The organism is uncultured Maribacter sp. (assembly GCF_963975365.1).
Taxonomy (GTDB): Bacteria; Bacteroidota; Bacteroidia; order Flavobacteriales; family Flavobacteriaceae; genus Maribacter.
In genome coordinates this window covers 440,902-455,948 of the sequence record NZ_CAXBGF010000001.1, presented here as the reverse complement: position 1 = coordinate 455,948, position 15,047 = coordinate 440,902, and the positions used below count along the sequence as shown (strand labels likewise).

General features: G+C 37.1%; 16 protein-coding genes. 7 read left to right on the top strand and 9 right to left on the bottom strand.

Annotation, left to right across the window (positions count from 1 at the left end; genetic code table 11):
• The first annotated feature begins 1 nt into the window (after position 1).
• The 5 genes from AACZ49_RS02050 (at position 2) to AACZ49_RS02030 (ending at position 3,792) form a co-directional block, all read left to right on the top strand.
• A complete protein-coding gene (locus tag AACZ49_RS02050) occupies positions 2-946 on the top strand; it encodes a hypothetical protein (RefSeq protein ID WP_339651061.1) in 945 nt (314 codons plus the stop codon).
• A 6-nt stretch (positions 947-952) separates the two neighbouring features.
• Positions 953-1,312, top strand: coding sequence for a preprotein translocase subunit SecG (gene secG / locus AACZ49_RS02045; RefSeq protein WP_091620463.1), 360 nt, complete (start codon positions 953-955; stop codon positions 1,310-1,312).
• 142 nt (positions 1,313-1,454) lie between these two features.
• Positions 1,455-1,733, top strand: coding sequence for a co-chaperone GroES (locus AACZ49_RS02040; RefSeq protein WP_079514159.1), 279 nt, complete (start codon positions 1,455-1,457; stop codon positions 1,731-1,733).
• Between the two features lie 118 nt (positions 1,734-1,851).
• Positions 1,852-3,480 (top strand): chaperonin GroEL, encoded by a 1,629-nt coding sequence (gene groL / locus AACZ49_RS02035; RefSeq protein ID WP_091620466.1) that lies wholly within the window; start codon positions 1,852-1,854, stop codon positions 3,478-3,480.
• Between the two features lie 141 nt (positions 3,481-3,621).
• Positions 3,622-3,792: a hypothetical protein gene (locus tag AACZ49_RS02030; RefSeq protein WP_339651059.1), complete on the top strand. Its 171-nt coding sequence runs from the start codon at positions 3,622-3,624 to the stop codon at positions 3,790-3,792.
• A gap of 108 nt (positions 3,793-3,900) precedes the next feature.
• Here AACZ49_RS02030 and AACZ49_RS02025 read toward each other — a convergent pair whose 3' ends face one another.
• From AACZ49_RS02025 to AACZ49_RS01985, 9 genes are all read right to left on the bottom strand, one after another.
• Positions 3,901-4,263, bottom strand: coding sequence for a heavy-metal-associated domain-containing protein (locus AACZ49_RS02025; protein WP_339651057.1), 363 nt, complete (start codon positions 4,261-4,263; stop codon positions 3,901-3,903).
• Between the two features lie 18 nt (positions 4,264-4,281).
• The gene (locus AACZ49_RS02020) at positions 4,282-6,522 is read right to left on the bottom strand and encodes a TonB-dependent receptor (RefSeq protein ID WP_339651056.1); all 2,241 of its coding nucleotides are present in this window, start codon (positions 6,520-6,522) and stop codon (positions 4,282-4,284) included.
• Positions 6,523-6,542: 20 nt separating this feature from the next.
• Positions 6,543-9,035: a heavy metal translocating P-type ATPase gene (locus AACZ49_RS02015; RefSeq protein WP_339651054.1), complete on the bottom strand. Its 2,493-nt coding sequence runs from the start codon at positions 9,033-9,035 to the stop codon at positions 6,543-6,545.
• Between the two features lie 78 nt (positions 9,036-9,113).
• Positions 9,114-9,947, bottom strand: coding sequence for an NHL repeat-containing protein (locus AACZ49_RS02010; RefSeq protein WP_339651051.1), 834 nt, complete (start codon positions 9,945-9,947; stop codon positions 9,114-9,116).
• Between the two features lie 2 nt (positions 9,948-9,949).
• A complete protein-coding gene (locus AACZ49_RS02005; protein WP_339651049.1) occupies positions 9,950-10,576 on the bottom strand; it encodes a heavy-metal-associated domain-containing protein in 627 nt (208 codons plus the stop codon).
• A 22-nt stretch (positions 10,577-10,598) separates the two neighbouring features.
• Complete coding sequence (locus tag AACZ49_RS02000; protein ID WP_339651047.1) at positions 10,599-11,369, bottom strand: hypothetical protein; 771 nt, start codon at positions 11,367-11,369, stop codon at positions 10,599-10,601.
• A gap of 63 nt (positions 11,370-11,432) precedes the next feature.
• Complete coding sequence (locus AACZ49_RS01995) at positions 11,433-11,753, bottom strand: hypothetical protein (RefSeq protein ID WP_339651045.1); 321 nt, start codon at positions 11,751-11,753, stop codon at positions 11,433-11,435.
• Positions 11,754-11,827: 74 nt separating this feature from the next.
• Positions 11,828-12,781 (bottom strand): transposase, encoded by a 954-nt coding sequence (locus AACZ49_RS01990; RefSeq protein ID WP_031442441.1) that lies wholly within the window; start codon positions 12,779-12,781, stop codon positions 11,828-11,830.
• A gap of 13 nt (positions 12,782-12,794) precedes the next feature.
• Positions 12,795-13,154 (bottom strand): transposase family protein, encoded by a 360-nt coding sequence (locus AACZ49_RS01985; RefSeq protein WP_339651043.1) that lies wholly within the window; start codon positions 13,152-13,154, stop codon positions 12,795-12,797.
• Between the two features lie 467 nt (positions 13,155-13,621).
• On the opposite strand from AACZ49_RS01985, the gene AACZ49_RS01980 reads away from it, so the two are divergent.
• Both AACZ49_RS01980 and AACZ49_RS01975 read left to right on the top strand, forming a co-directional pair.
• On the top strand, positions 13,622-13,819 hold the full coding sequence (locus AACZ49_RS01980; RefSeq protein ID WP_339651040.1) for a hypothetical protein: 198 nt from the start codon (positions 13,622-13,624) through the stop codon (positions 13,817-13,819).
• A gap of 736 nt (positions 13,820-14,555) precedes the next feature.
• Positions 14,556-15,005 (top strand): GAF domain-containing protein, encoded by a 450-nt coding sequence (locus AACZ49_RS01975; RefSeq protein WP_339651039.1) that lies wholly within the window; start codon positions 14,556-14,558, stop codon positions 15,003-15,005.
• Positions 15,006-15,047 lie beyond the last annotated feature (42 nt).

Genomic DNA, 15,047 nt, shown 5'->3' with positions numbered 1-15,047 from the left:
AATGAACGTTAAGGAGTTTACATATTTTCTAGAACACCCTACCAAAGTGGTAGACCCCATTCACACCAAACATCTAGAAGACATTATAGTTGAATACCCCTATTTTCAGGCAGCTAGAGCTTTACACCTAAAAGGTCTAAAAAATCTAAATAGCTACAAATACAACAAGGCGCTTAAAACCACTGCAGCCTTTACCACAGATAGGGATGTGCTATTTGATTTCATCACCTCAAAAGATTTTTTACAATATAATTCTTCAAATGAAAAAACTGACACAGCGATTTTAGAAGAAGAGGAAGTTTTAGAAGTTGAATCGGTTTCAGTAATTGAAGGGTTAGAGAACAAACCTCTACCCCAAGAAAAAAAAGAGGAGCCTGCCGCTTTAATAGTAGCATCTGAAGATAAGCCGCTACCCCAAGATGAGAACGACGCTGAGCATATTTTAGATCCCGAACTTTTTCAATCAAAAAAACCAGAAGTCTCTAAAGAGGAAGAAACATTAGATATCGGAAAGCCATTGGCTTTTAACGCCAAAGAAAAATATTCTTTTTCAGAATGGTTGAATTTAGCTTCTAGTATACCAAAAGAAAAAATCCTTGAAAAAACAGAAGAAAAGAAAACAGTCGTAAAAAATAAAAGGACGATCTCACCAAAAGAAGAGGCAATTAAAAAAAAGAAATTTGACCGAATCGATAGGTTTATAGCCAACAATCCTAAAATAGTACCTACAGAAGAGAAAAATACAAGTATCGATATTTCGAGCTCGTCGAAAATTAATAAAAATGAATTGATGACCGAAACTTTGGCCAGGGTATATTTAGAGCAAAAACAGTATAAAAAGGCCATTCAAGCATTCAAAATTTTAAGTTTGAAATATCCGGAAAAAAGTAGTTTCTTTGCAGACCGAATTAGGGCAGTAGAAAAAATTCAAAAAGACAATAAATAATATAGAATGAGTACATTTTCAATATTCTTGATACTTATCATCGTCGTTTGCTTATTATTAGTTTTAGTAATCATGGTGCAAAATCCAAAAGGCGGCGGACTTTCTTCTTCTTTTGGTGGCGGAGGAACGCAAGTTGCAGGTGGAGTTAAAAAAACAGGTGACTTTTTAGATAAGAGCACATGGACCTTAGCTGGCTTATTAATAGTTTTAATTCTAGCTTCTAACATCGCCCTTAAAGGTAATTTTGGTGATGCAGATTCTAAATTATTACAAGGTGATGACATTGAAACTACGGTTCCAGAGACCTTACCAGAAGAAGTTACACCTCCCGTAACTAATGAAGCAACACCTTCAGATAGTTTATAAAATATTTTAACATAACTTACACAAATGCCAGCTTATGACAAGCTGGCATTTTTTGTTTGCAATCTGTCATGAAATAGGCAATGGCATAATTTCTGCATCTGTATACCCACGAAACTAAAAATCAATTTAAAAATTAATAATTATGGCTAAAGTTAATATCAAACCATTGGCAGACCGAGTTCTTATAGAGCCAATGGCAGCTGAAACTAAAACTGCGTCCGGACTTTACATTCCTGATACTGCAAAAGAGAAACCACAGAAAGGTAAAGTTGTAGCGGTAGGTCCTGGTACAAAAGATGACAAAGTTACCGTTAAGGTTGGCGATACTGTTCTTTATGGTAAATATGCTGGAACTGAATTGAAACTAGAAGGTTCAGATTACTTAATGATGAGAGAAAGTGATATCCTTGCTATTATCTAAATAGCCTTTAGCTTATGGCATTTAGCCATTTGCGAAGTTCAAAACCACTAAAAAATAATTAATAATTTTCTTGACCAAGGCGAATAGCTCAAGGTCAAAAATCTAAACTAAATTAAAAATGGCAAAAGATATAAGATTTGATATCGATGCAAGAGACGGTCTTAAAAGAGGCGTTGATGCATTGGCAAATGCTGTAAAAGTAACATTAGGCCCAAAGGGTAGAAACGTAATTATCAGCAAATCATTTGGTGCTCCACAAGTAACTAAAGATGGTGTTACCGTTGCTAAAGAAATTGAATTAGCTGATCCATTAGAAAACATGGGCGCACAAATGGTAAAAGAAGTTGCCTCTAAAACCAATGATTTGGCAGGTGACGGTACAACTACTGCAACTGTTCTAGCACAAGCAATCGTTAAAGAAGGTTTGAAAAACGTTGCTGCAGGTGCAAACCCAATGGACTTAAAAAGAGGTATCGATAAGGCTGTAGAAGCAATTGTTAAAGATTTGGCAAAACAAGCTAAAAAAGTAGGTGATTCTTCTGAAAAAATTAAGCAAGTTGCTTCTATTTCAGCTAACAATGACGAAACAATTGGTGAATTAATCGCTCAAGCATTCGGTAAAGTTGGTAAAGAAGGTGTAATTACCGTAGAAGAAGCTAAAGGAACTGATACGTATGTTGATGTTGTAGAAGGTATGCAATTCGACAGAGGCTACCTTTCTCCATATTTTGTTACCGATTCAGAAAAGATGGTAGCACAATTAGAAAACCCTTACATCTTATTGTTCGACAAGAAGATTTCTTCAATGAAAGATTTGCTTCCTGTATTAGAGCCTGTTGCTCAATCAGGAAAACCACTTTTAATTATTGCTGAAGATGTTGATGGTGAAGCATTAGCAACTTTGGTAGTAAACAAATTAAGAGGTTCCTTAAAAATTGCTGCTGTTAAGGCTCCAGGTTTTGGTGACCGTAGAAAAGCAATGTTAGAAGATATTGCCATCTTAACTGGAGGTACCGTTATCTCTGAAGAAAGAGGGTTCTCGCTAGACAATACTACGCTTGATATGTTAGGTACTTGTGAAAAAGTACAAATCGATAAAGACAACACGACAATTGTAAACGGTGGTGGTGTTGCAAAAGATATCAAAACAAGAGTTAACCAGATTAAATCTCAAATTGAGACTACTACATCTGATTATGATAAAGAAAAACTTCAAGAGCGTTTAGCTAAATTAGCTGGTGGTGTTGCCGTACTTTATGTTGGTGCTGCCTCTGAAGTTGAAATGAAAGAGAAAAAAGACCGGGTTGATGATGCTTTACATGCAACGAGAGCTGCAGTTGAAGAAGGTATTGTTGCTGGTGGTGGTGTTGCATTGGTTAGAGCAAAATCAGTTCTTTCTAAAGTCGCTACCGAAAACGAAGATGAAGCTACTGGTTTACAAATTGTTGCCCGTGCAATCGAAGCTCCTTTAAGAACTATTGTTTCTAACGCTGGTGGCGAAGGTTCTGTAGTAATCGCAAAAATACTTGAAGGTAAAGGCGATTATGGTTATGATGCTAAATCTGAAAAATATGTTGATATGATGAAAGCTGGTATTATTGATCCTGCTAAAGTAACGAGAGTCGCATTGGAAAATGCAGCTTCTGTTGCTGGTATGATCTTAACTACTGAATGTGCTTTGACAGACATTAAAGAAGATAGCCCTGCTGGCCCACCAATGGGTGGCGGTATGCCAGGAATGATGTAAACCGTAGCTCGGTTAGACAATTATTGGTTTGATTGCCAAATCAATCATATTTAAAACCGCTCTTGAACATTCAAGAGCGGTTTTTTTGTACTTAATACCAGCAACAAAAAAACCACCTTCTTTTTACAAAAGGTGGTTTTTATGTCCAAAGTGGTAAGCCTACCCCGTAGGCTTATACCCAACTACTTCTTCTTAGGAGCAGCCTTTGGAGCGGCCTTTTTACCAGCTTTTGCTGGAGAAGGCTTTGCAGCTGGTTTCCCTGCTGATTTTGCTTGTGCCATTAGTATAGAATTTAAGATAAATCTATGCTAATGTATTTCAGATTTTGATTCGTGATAATTTCGTTGGCAAAAAATTAACTAAAAATTTTTAGTCAATTTACTACAGCTAAAATGACCTCAATAAACACAGGTATCTTGACTACATTTTATGATGTTCCCCATCATCAGAATTGTCTTCTCTATACAAACAACATGGGTGTACACTATTATAAGCTTCATCTGTCGCCTTCAATTCTTTGGTATCATGACCAACGGCTACAATGGCTGTTTTAATTTTCATGGCATTTGTTTTGCGCTCATCCATAATAACAGCTAATTGATGAGTAGGAATATCCCAATTTGCATACTTAACACCCTTCACATTTAATGCTGCCTCTTCAATACGATGTTTACACATTGCGCATTTACCGTTTACATCAAAAGTCATTTTTTTGTTTTTATCTTGCGCATAGGTTACCACAGCAATCAACGTCATCGCAATTGACAAAATAATTGTTTTCATAATTATAAAATTAACGTGTTATAAAATTTTAAATCTAAAGCCGCCATAAAACATTCTTCCCATTATTGGCGCATATACAATGGTAGTATCAAAATTAGGAGCAAATGGGTTATCTGCGCCTAAAACTGGGTTATTTTGTTGTTCTCCAGTTAAGTTTTCTCCTCCTACATACACTTCAAACGTATTAGAAAATACTTTTGTTATTTGAGCATTCATGAGATTATATGGCGATGAATACTCACCTAATTGGTATTGCGCTGAATTAGAGCTCGTATCTGGCAATCTCATTTCTCCTAAAGTATGTAAGGTATAATCGAATTTCCATTGAGACCCATTTTCTTTAGCTTCAGTTTCGTATCCTAAATTAACGAAAAAACGATGTTGTGCTTGTAATGGTTTTTGCAAGTTTCCACCTTTATAATCTGTCAAAACATCATAGAATTTATATGCGGTTCTAAAACTCAAACGAGGCAGTAACTCGTAATTTATTTCTATCTGAAAACTTTTAGCACTGCTATCTCCATCTAAGTTATAAAACGAAACTTCTTGCGGATTTTCCCAATCCACTACAATCTGATTTTTAAAATCGGTCACGTAATAATCTAGAGATACATCTCCCTTTTTATGAAGAAAATTAAACCCCTGTAAAAAACTTACCCCGTAGTTCCAAGCATCCTCAGGTTCTAAACCATAAACACTACCACCCAAATTCAATATACTAATTTCTCTAGCAGATGCAAATAATTGCTGATTCTCGGCAAAAATATTGGCAGCTCTTTTACCCCTACCGAAAGAACCCCGTAAACTTCCCATTTCCCAAGGCGTGTAACGTATATGAAATCTTGGCGTCACAAAAGTTCCTAGTCGATTATGGTTATCTACTCGAAGACCAGCTGTTAAGCTAACCTTCTCTAGATTTTCATAGCTATATTCGATAAATGCACCAACCGAAGTATCTTCTCGTGAATAATCTGTAGTGGTCACTACCTCATCATACCCGTCATATGCAAATGAAATTCCGGTTTTAAACTTATTTCTTGTGTCTCCGATTATAGAATTAAAAAGTAGGCTCGTAAAAATACTTTCGTGATTGATATCGTATGTTCTAAACCCGAAATAAGAATCTTGCTTATGTAGACTATATGCAGTTTGAAATCCAAAACTTTGAAAAGGAAGTTCTGGAAAAACATAGCCCAGTTTTAATGAAGTATCGAACCGGCGCGTATTAATTTCACTACCCCATGAGTTATTTGTCAACCTATCTGTTACAGGTTCAAAATCTACTTGCCCTACTTGTTTTTCATCGTTCAAGAATCGAACATTAAAAAAACTCACCCATCCTTTTTCAGCATCTTGATATTGCCAACGGTTCATCACATTTATTTGATCACCCAATGGAGCATCTAAAAACCCGTCTTCATTATTATCTTCTTTCTGTGCTCGCATATTTCCGTGTATATAAAGTCCGGTGCTCAACTTATCCGAGAGCTTTCTATTAAAATGAGTATTCATTTCATAACGCCCATTTTCATTAGCATACCCATTTACAAAAACAGCATTATCGGTTAATGGCTTTACCAATTCGGTATTTATCTGCCCCGAAATACTCTCATAACCATTGACGACACTACCTGCCCCTTTGGTGATTTGAATACTCTCTATCCAAGTACCAGGAGTAAAGGTTAGACCATAGGCTTGAGATGCTCCACGAACCATTGGAATATTTTCTTGAGTAATCAATAAATACGGACTAGTTAACCCCAGCATTTGAATTTGCTTTGTACCCGTTAAACCATCGGAGAGATTAACATCTATCGCTGGATTCGTCTCAAAACTTTCTGCCAGATTACAACATGCTGCCTTTAATAGTTCGGCACTATTGACCGTTATTACATTTTGCGGACTAAAATAGGTTTTCTGTATGTCATCTCTTTTTTGTCGAACCACGACCTCATCTAATTCATTTGATGATTTTAGGCTAACACGTATAGTTTTAGGTTCATCTATAGTCAGCGTATCCGACTCAAACCCAACATAACTAATAATTAATCTATTGAATTCCTTTAGATATGGGATGGAAAATTTACCATCAAAATCTGTCACTACTCCCGTTTGAGAATCTTGCCAATAGACATTTGCCCCCGAAAGGCCTAACGCATCAGTACCTTCAGCATCAAGAATTACCCCTTCAACTTTCCCTTGTGAAAATCCAAGCAACGGCAACATACCCACAATTAATATTACTATATATTTATTCATTTAAATACTTCTCAATTTGATTAATCAATTTTAGCCGCTCGCAATCGTAATGCGTTAGCAATCACCGATACAGAACTAAAGCTCATTGCCAGCGCTGCAATCATTGGAGAAAGTAGTACCCCAAAAAATGGAAACAACACTCCTGTCGCAATGGGGATACCTACCGTATTATAGATTAATGCGAAAAATAAATTTTGTTTGATATTCTTCATTACGTCATGACTAAGCTTATAGGCTTTTACGATGCCATGTAAATCGCCTTTCACCAACGTTATTGAAGCACTCTCGATTGCCACATCAGTACCAGTACCCATCGCAATACCAACATCACTTTTAGCCAAGGCCGGCGCATCGTTAATACCATCGCCGGCAACAGCCACTTTCTTACCTTGTGCCTGTAAACGCTCAACTTCCGCCAGCTTATCTTGTGGTAGCATACCTGCCTTAAAATCTGCTAAATTCAATTCTTTCGCTACCGCTTTAGCTGTATTGTAATTATCACCCGTTAACATGACAACCGTTATACCTGCTTTTTGAAGTTCTTCAATTGCTTTTTTACTGGTCTGCTTAATTTTGTCACCGATCGCTACAAAACCCACCACATTTTTATCGACTGCCAAATAAGAAACTGTTTTGCCCAGTTCTTGATGAAATATTACTTGAGACTTCAGGTCATTTGGAACAGTTGCATTCTCTTCTGACATCATTTTTTCGTTACCCAAAGCAATGGAACCTCCATTTATCTTTCCTTTGACGCCCATACCGGTAACCGAATCAAAATCATCAACTTTCAAAATAGCAACCTTTTCTGCTTTACCATATTTTACAGTTGCATCTGCCAAAGGATGTTCACTAAATTGATTTAAGGATACAATATATTGAAGCACTTTTTTCGAGCCATAATCAGCAATACTACCTATTTTTTCTACAGATGGTTTTCCTTCGGTAATGGTTCCTGTTTTATCTATAATTAGTGTATCGATTTTATCCATGCGCTCCAAAGCTTCGGCATTTTTAATCAACACTCCTGATTGCGCACCTTTACCTACACCCACCATTACCGACATTGGGGTAGCCAACCCTAAAGCACACGGACAAGCGATTATAAGCACTGCAATGGCATTAACCAACGCAAATACATAAGCAGGATCTGGACCGAAAACAACCCAAACAATAAACGTGATTACAGAAATAAAGACAACTGCAGGAACAAAGTAGCTAGAGATTTTATCCGCCAATTTTTGAATGGGTGCCTGACTACGACTTGCCTTGTTCACCATATCAATAATTTGCGAGAGCAATGTATCGGCCCCAACCTTCTCTGCTTTCATTACAAAAGAACGTTTGCCATTTATAGTGCCTGAACTCACATTATCACCAACAACCTTTTGTACCGGAACTGGTTCACCCGTAATCATAGATTCATCGACCGTACTTTCACCATCGGTCAAAACCCCGTCAACCGGAATCTTGTCTCCTGGTTTCACACGTAACAAGTCGCCTTTTGAAATATTATCGATTGCAATCGTTTCTTCATTTCCGTTTACAATACGGATCGCTTTATTAGGAGCTAGTTTCAAAAGCTCCTTTACGGCTGAATTGGTTTTGCTGTGTGCACGAGCCTCTAATAACTGCCCTAATAAAACTAAGGTTAAAATTACCGTAACTGCTTCAAAATACACATGCACCGTGCCCTGATCAGTTTTAAATTGTGGTGGAAAAAAATCGGGCACCAAAATCGCGAAAACACTAAAAAACCAAGCTACTCCTGCCCCAATACCAATCAACGTAAACATGTTTAAATTCCATGTTTTTATGGAACGGTAAGCACGCTCAAAAAACATCCAAGTCGTATAAAATACTACTGGAATTGAAAGTGCAAACTGTACCCAGTTCCAATACTTTAAACTCAGAATATTTTGAAGTGGATTGTTCGGTATCATCTCAGACATCGCAATAATGAATATAGGAAAGGTAAAAGCGACCGTTATTTTAAACTTTTTCAAAAGCTTAAAATAGCTTTTTTCCTCGGTAGAAACATCAGCTTGTTTAGGCACTAAATCCATACCACAAATAGGACAAGCACCAGCCTCATCTCGCAACACTTCTGGGTGCATGGGACATGTATACTCATGACCTTTATGGCTAGTGGCACTCGCCTCTTCCACCAAATCCATACCACAGATAGGGCAATCGCCGGGCCCGGAATAGGTTTTATCACCTTCGCAATGCATCGGACAATAGAAAACACCATTTCCGCTTTCCACTTTATTGGACTTGACCTCTTTATGATGATGCGACCCTAATTCATGTATAGAATAATGCCCACCATCTTTCTGCATTGCGGTTTGCAACGATTTTAATGGAATATGTTTATCCATTTCTAAAATAGCCTCAGCTTTAGCTAAATCTACAGAAGCATTAGTTACACCTTCAACATTCGCTAATGTTTTCTCAACATGGGCTCTGCATCCATTACAGGTCATACCAGCTATAGTATATGTATGTTTCATACGCCGCATTATAATTAGAATATAAATCTGGACACCTAATTAGACATTCAGATAGACCTATTATTTTATTTTCCGCTATTACTCCTTTCCTACTATCGGCTGTTTATCAAAAAGATTGAGTTTGCCATTCCTGTAATTTATTACATACAGCATATCATCTTTTATCATCATATCAGTAGGCTTTTCTATTTGGTCCTTTAAAACTTGTAACAGCACACCAGACCTATCAAAAACCAAAACACGATTATTTTCAAAATCAGTTACAAACACTTCATTTTCAGAAACAAAAATTCCTGTTGCAGCATTCATCTTTTGATCCTGTCCGATTATTTGAAGGAATGCTCCACTTTTATCAAAAGCTTGTACTCGATTGTTATAGGCATCTGCTACCCAAATTTTATCTTTTGTAATTTGAACATCTGTAGGGTAATAAAACTCTCCTTCAGCCTTCCCTTCGTTACCGAAAGAAATCCAATTCACACCATCAAAATATAGAATACGATTATTGTAGAAATCCGCAATAGCTCTTTCATTTTCGAATACGGAGACTCCTGCTGGCGCATCTAACGAATCAGAAACCTGCATTATGAACCTTCCTTTTTTATCAACAGTTTCAATGGCATCTTTTCCGTATTCAGGAATAAAAATAGTTTCCTTTATAGCATCAATATGCATTGGCCTGTCTAGAGAATCTATTGTTTCGTTAATCTTACCTTCTTCATCAATTTTCACCAAACGGTTGTGATCACCATCCGAAAGCCATATTGAACCATTTACCTGGGTTATACCAATGGGATTCACCCCTTCTAACTGAATAGTTTTAGACAACACCCATTCTTTAGGAACGGCTACCTTTTCTTTACAGGCCGATGCAAAAACTAAAACGACTATTAAAAAAATACTTTTTCTCATTATTAGTAGCTTAAACGTTCGTACTTACAACAAGCAGGTAAATTTCCATAATCATTGGTATGTGCTTGATGATTTTTAGTGTCATGACCAGCAACCGCTATTTCCTTTTCTATTTTCTCGAGAGACGTTAAACCTGCATCGAATGAAACCTTCATGATTTTAGTATCCTTATCCCAAGAAACGGCAGAAACACCTTTAACAGATTCTGCAGCTTTGGTAATTCTAGCTTCACACATTGCACAGTTTCCAGCTACCATAACATTCTTACTCACGGTACCTTCTGTTTTTTTCATCATTGTCATAGCTGAAGATTCTTCAACCTTACCATTGGCACGTTCTACTTTTGCCGTTATTGGTGTATATCCAGCCTTTTCAACTTGCTTCTCAACATCTGCAAGGGTTAATGATTTTTCCGATGGATAGGAAAAACTAAAGTCACCTGTTTCGATATCAATCTTAACATTTTTTATCCCTTTAAATTCCTTGAATTTCTTCTCAAGTCCGTATGCACAAAACGGACAACCTAATCCATCTACTTGCACCATAAACTTATCTTTCCCTTCTTGTGCCACCGCACTAAAAACTACCATTAGCATTAATAATGCCGATACTATTATTGATTTTTTCATGATTATATATTTTAAAATTTTATTAAAAAGAATATCTCGAGCCTAAGAACAGGCTATACTTTAATTTACGGTCTGCATCCATATCATTTACTAAAGGCACTTGTACTGCAAGATCGAACGTTACATTCTTTCGTGCGTACTGTATACCTTGTGCGTACAATAATTGATACCAATCGCGCTCTACCAACCATAAGTTGGTATATTCAAAATAAAGATTAATTTGGTTATTAGGATACTGTGGTTTTAATAACGGAAGCCCAAAACCTACTTTATGTATCAATGCATCTAAACCACCATCGGGCACCCAATTGTACCCAAGTTCATTAGAAATACCGTATTTCAATGATTCGTAACCTGCAACAACACCATAATATCCTGCATATTTACCTGTACTTAAATCCATCACATCCAACTCCTTACCTGTAGGAAGCGTCTGTACTGTTTTGGCAACCATTCTAAAGGTCTTACCAGTACCATCTTTCCTAAAGAACTGATATTTCCCCATGATTTTAATATCTGCCAAACTGCTACCGCTTGGTCCATTTTCGATATCATAGTTTATATACGGTAAATGAACCGCTACCAACGAATTAGAGGTGGGCAGGTAATGCAGCATTAGAGGAACATAGGTGAAATCACCTCTTTCGGTATGTCTTATCTCTGTTAAAGTTTTTGCAGTAAAACTACCACCACCCAACATAATTGGTTTATCGGCAGTAATCGGAGGTCCTTGGGCCTCTGTAAATTGCATCCCTAAAAGGATAACGGCTAAAAGCCAAATATTATTTTTCATTGAAAATTAGATTTGATTACAAAATGTATGAACGCAAAAAAGCGGCGTAAAACACGTTTTAAATCAAATCAAGAAAACCTGGTGAAGAATGTTCAAATCCTTTGCCAAAATAGGCGGCGGATAAAAATCAAAAGCTATATTCCTATCTGGCGTTTCTTGAAATAAACCTAGATAAGAGGTTGTGAATGAAATTAAAAATACTTGATGAGAGAAATCAAAATGAAAAATATCAAGATTTAAAGTATCTTGACCTTGCATGGTAACAGATTCATTATCACAACAATGTTTTGTAATTTGAGAGGATTCATCCAACAGAGCCAAACCAGCTTCCATACCACAATCTTCCGCATGATCAAATAAAGCAATATCCATAACTCGCCCCATGCACAAATGCTTTTCAACCGTCCATGAAATTGTGGACAGCAACAATAGCAACGGATCAAGAACAATTGTTGTGTTTATGCAAATATTGTGGTCAATCTATAAAGGAAGAATTCTACGTTTTTGACTCCTCTGAATTGCGCTCTAAAAGCTTTTATTTTTGCATTGAATGATTCCGCCGATGCATTTGTACTCCTGTTTATAAAATAGTTCAGGATCGACCTATAATTGAGCGATATCGTATTGGCAATAGTATTGAAGGCCCTAAAGCCTGTGTTCTCTACGTCTTTGTACCAATGTGCCAGCTTTGTATATGCTGTTTGTATAGAAGTTGCCGTATTGAATATGTTCCTGAGCCCCTGTACCAGGTCGAAGGCCACCTTTATATCCGGATATTGGGCGAACAATATTTTGCTCCTTTCGGATTGGTTTTGTGTCCAATTGTTGGGCGATTTATAAAGGAGATACCTACTTCTGGCCAAGAGCTGTTTTCTAGTGTCCCCATTGCTAAATTCTTTTGGGACGAATGTCCCGTTCTTTGCCCTTGCCTGCTTTATCTGTTGGTTCTCCCGGTCTATGGCGTCCCACCTATGTTTGATGCGGATGTCCTGAAGGGCCTCCAGTGCCAGCTTCTGTACATGGAACCTGTCCGTTACCTGTATTGCTTTTGGGAAGCATTGTTTGGCGATGGTCTTCATGGAGTTGGCCATATCCAGGGTAATTTCCTTGACCTTGGCCCTTTTTTTGGCCGATATCTTTAGCAGCTGCTCAATGATCGGTCCCACCTTGGTGCCGGCGAATATGGCCACTATGGAACCTTTTTTGCCCTTGGCCTTTTTGTTGGTAATTATGGTGTAGAGTTCCCCCTTGGAGAGTGCCGTTTCGTCAATGGACAGATAAGGTCCTATATTCTCTGGGAATATGAGCCACTCCTTGGCATGTGGTCTCTCCTCCCATTGTTTGAACTCGCTTAAATAATCCCGAAACTGTCGCTGTAGTTTTTTGCCGTTGACCCCATAAAATCCGCCAATGGTATGGCAGTCATTAGCTTTGGTACTGACCAAGTACTTTTAAAAAAGCAGCGAACTCAACGGTCATACGAGTCCCCTGTGCCACTAGATCCCAATCTCTTTGCACGGCTTGGCCAGTGGCCTTGTCCAGCCAACGGCGGCGCTTAATATGGAGATAAACTGACTTTCCCCTTAACGGAAAATCCTGGACGACGATCTCTTTGTGAAAACCATGGGCTATTAAAGTGCGATGCTTTTCCTCTTTCGGGGTATCTTTTTTTTCTTCAAAATATAAATGAAGCGCAACCTCTTGCATATTATGGGAGACTAGGTCAAAATGGGTCGTTAATACTTCTGGCAGTATAAACTTTAATAGGTCCAATGATAATTCCAATGCGATCGTTTTTCCGCAAAGATCTTATTCTATTTTCAATTCACACACAACTTTTGGGATTGATCCATAGCAACGCCATTGAAACAGAAAATAATTTAAGAAGCAAATTTTTCATCAAGACAAATTTACGGAATAATCAGTATTCAAAATCCAATAGATCATTTCTTTAACGAAATATTGACATACATCATATCTATTGATTCTATCTCATTTAAAGAAACAGGCCTTCAAGTATTCGATATTGAATTTTTTTAAGTTAAAAAAAATCAATTTGAAGGTAAACGAATGAGTTACAAACGACTTTTAACTATCGTACTCAAATAAATAATTATGACAAAAAAAATTAAGCTTAAAAAAACAAATTTCCAGTATGCACTATAGCCCTAGTCGTAAGCAGCTGTAAATCAGATGATGGCTCCGTTATTGACACCCATATTCCAAATAATACAGGCGATACCGAAGAACTAGTGGTAGCAACCCTGGTATTTGGCGATGCCAATCCTTCAAGTAACCAAACAACAGCTTCAGCTAACGGAGATGTAGCCACAAGTTTTCCGGGTAGAGTTATTTTCACTTCAGACGCAACTACCCAATGTAGAATGTATTTTACACAAAATGTTTTTGGACAATGGGAAATTCCTTTTATCGCCTTTAATTTTGGTTAGTGATGATTTAAGTAAAGTTTTAAAAGCGGATGGTTCTATTGATTTAGATGGAGCAATAAAAAAAGGCAATTGACTTCACCTTTTCACTCCCTGTGCCGAATATCGATAACGGTGAAATTGTGTATATCTTTTGAACTACAACTGGGAAAGGTGGTTTTAAAAATACTACGAAAAGACTAGTTCTTGGAGTAAGTCAAATTACCGTAACCGTTGGAACAGGCACTAACCCTGCAGGAGAAGTTAGAGATTTCACAAGTGTGAAATTGTTCGACCCTGATGTAAATGGAAACATAGAAACTTTCTTTTCGTTACTAAACGAAACAGTTTAAAAGGTTAACTTAGAACGTAAATTTAGAGCGTTTGGGATAACTGATATTACTATGGTGCTTCTGGTGTTTTAGCAGATGATAATGTTTTATTCGCTTTTACGAAACAATATGACGAATCTTTCAGTTTTTCAATAGAAGGTCTTCAGCCTAGTGCAGATGAAGAAAACTCAGATACCGAAACATTGAACCAAATATTTTTTACTTCTTCAAGCTTAGATGCTACCACATTCGATTCTATTTCACTATCTGGCGATTTAGATTTTATCGTATTTGATGTTAAGATTCAACTATAATAAATATAATTGCATTCTATAAGGGATGTCTAAATGACACCCCTTTTTATTTGTTTAGTTTTTTTTGCTTTTATGAAGCAATAACAACAATGCTTATTTTTGTAAAAAAAAATTATGTTCAGCGCACTACGACCACAAATAAAATCTATAATTGATTCTAATAATACCGCAGATGCCAAAATGCAAGATATCTGCGAGCTTTTAAAAGTCCATGTTCCACATTATGACTGGGTAGGATTTTATTTTAAAAATGGTGATAAACGCGAATTAAAATTAGGTTCATACGCTGGCGCACCAACCGACCATACAATCATCCCTTACGGAAAAGGCATTTGTGGTCAAGTTGCCGAAAGCAACCATAATTTTGTTGTACCTGATGTTCAGGCACAAGACAACTACATAGCTTGCAGCATATCAGTGAAAGCCGAAATAGTGGTTCCATTATTTGTAAATGGCGAAAACATTGGTCAAATCGATATAGATTCTAACACTCCAAACCCATTTACTAAGGCAGATGAGCGCTTTTTAGAATTTGTAAATTTTGAAGTTGCCAAAATTCTTTAAAACTTTAAGCTTTTTGTTGATAAACTAGCTCATTTAATAGCA

What these genes read in the sequence shown, in the direction of transcription:
- AACZ49_RS02030 (WP_339651059.1), top strand. Translation starts at nt 3,622, where the DNA reads ATGTCCAAAGTGGTAAGCCTACCCCGTAGGCTTATACCCAACTACTTC.
- AACZ49_RS02005 (WP_339651049.1), bottom strand. Translation starts at nt 10,576, where the DNA reads ATGAAAAAATCAATAATAGTATCGGCATTATTAATGCTAATGGTAGTT.
- AACZ49_RS02000 (WP_339651047.1), bottom strand. Translation starts at nt 11,369, where the DNA reads ATGAAAAATAATATTTGGCTTTTAGCCGTTATCCTTTTAGGGATGCAA.
- AACZ49_RS01995 (WP_339651045.1), bottom strand. Translation starts at nt 11,753, where the DNA reads ATGGGGCGAGTTATGGATATTGCTTTATTTGATCATGCGGAAGATTGT.
- secG (WP_091620463.1), top strand. Translation starts at nt 953, where the DNA reads ATGAGTACATTTTCAATATTCTTGATACTTATCATCGTCGTTTGCTTA.
- AACZ49_RS01975 (WP_339651039.1), top strand. Translation starts at nt 14,556, where the DNA reads ATGTTCAGCGCACTACGACCACAAATAAAATCTATAATTGATTCTAAT.
- AACZ49_RS02015 (WP_339651054.1), bottom strand. Translation starts at nt 9,035, where the DNA reads ATGAAACATACATATACTATAGCTGGTATGACCTGTAATGGATGCAGA.
- AACZ49_RS02025 (WP_339651057.1), bottom strand. Translation starts at nt 4,263, where the DNA reads ATGAAAACAATTATTTTGTCAATTGCGATGACGTTGATTGCTGTGGTA.
- AACZ49_RS02040 (WP_079514159.1), top strand. Translation starts at nt 1,455, where the DNA reads ATGGCTAAAGTTAATATCAAACCATTGGCAGACCGAGTTCTTATAGAG.
- AACZ49_RS02020 (WP_339651056.1), bottom strand. Translation starts at nt 6,522, where the DNA reads ATGAATAAATATATAGTAATATTAATTGTGGGTATGTTGCCGTTGCTT.
- groL (WP_091620466.1), top strand. Translation starts at nt 1,852, where the DNA reads ATGGCAAAAGATATAAGATTTGATATCGATGCAAGAGACGGTCTTAAA.
- AACZ49_RS02050 (WP_339651061.1), top strand. Translation starts at nt 2, where the DNA reads ATGAACGTTAAGGAGTTTACATATTTTCTAGAACACCCTACCAAAGTG.
- AACZ49_RS02010 (WP_339651051.1), bottom strand. Translation starts at nt 9,947, where the DNA reads ATGAGAAAAAGTATTTTTTTAATAGTCGTTTTAGTTTTTGCATCGGCC.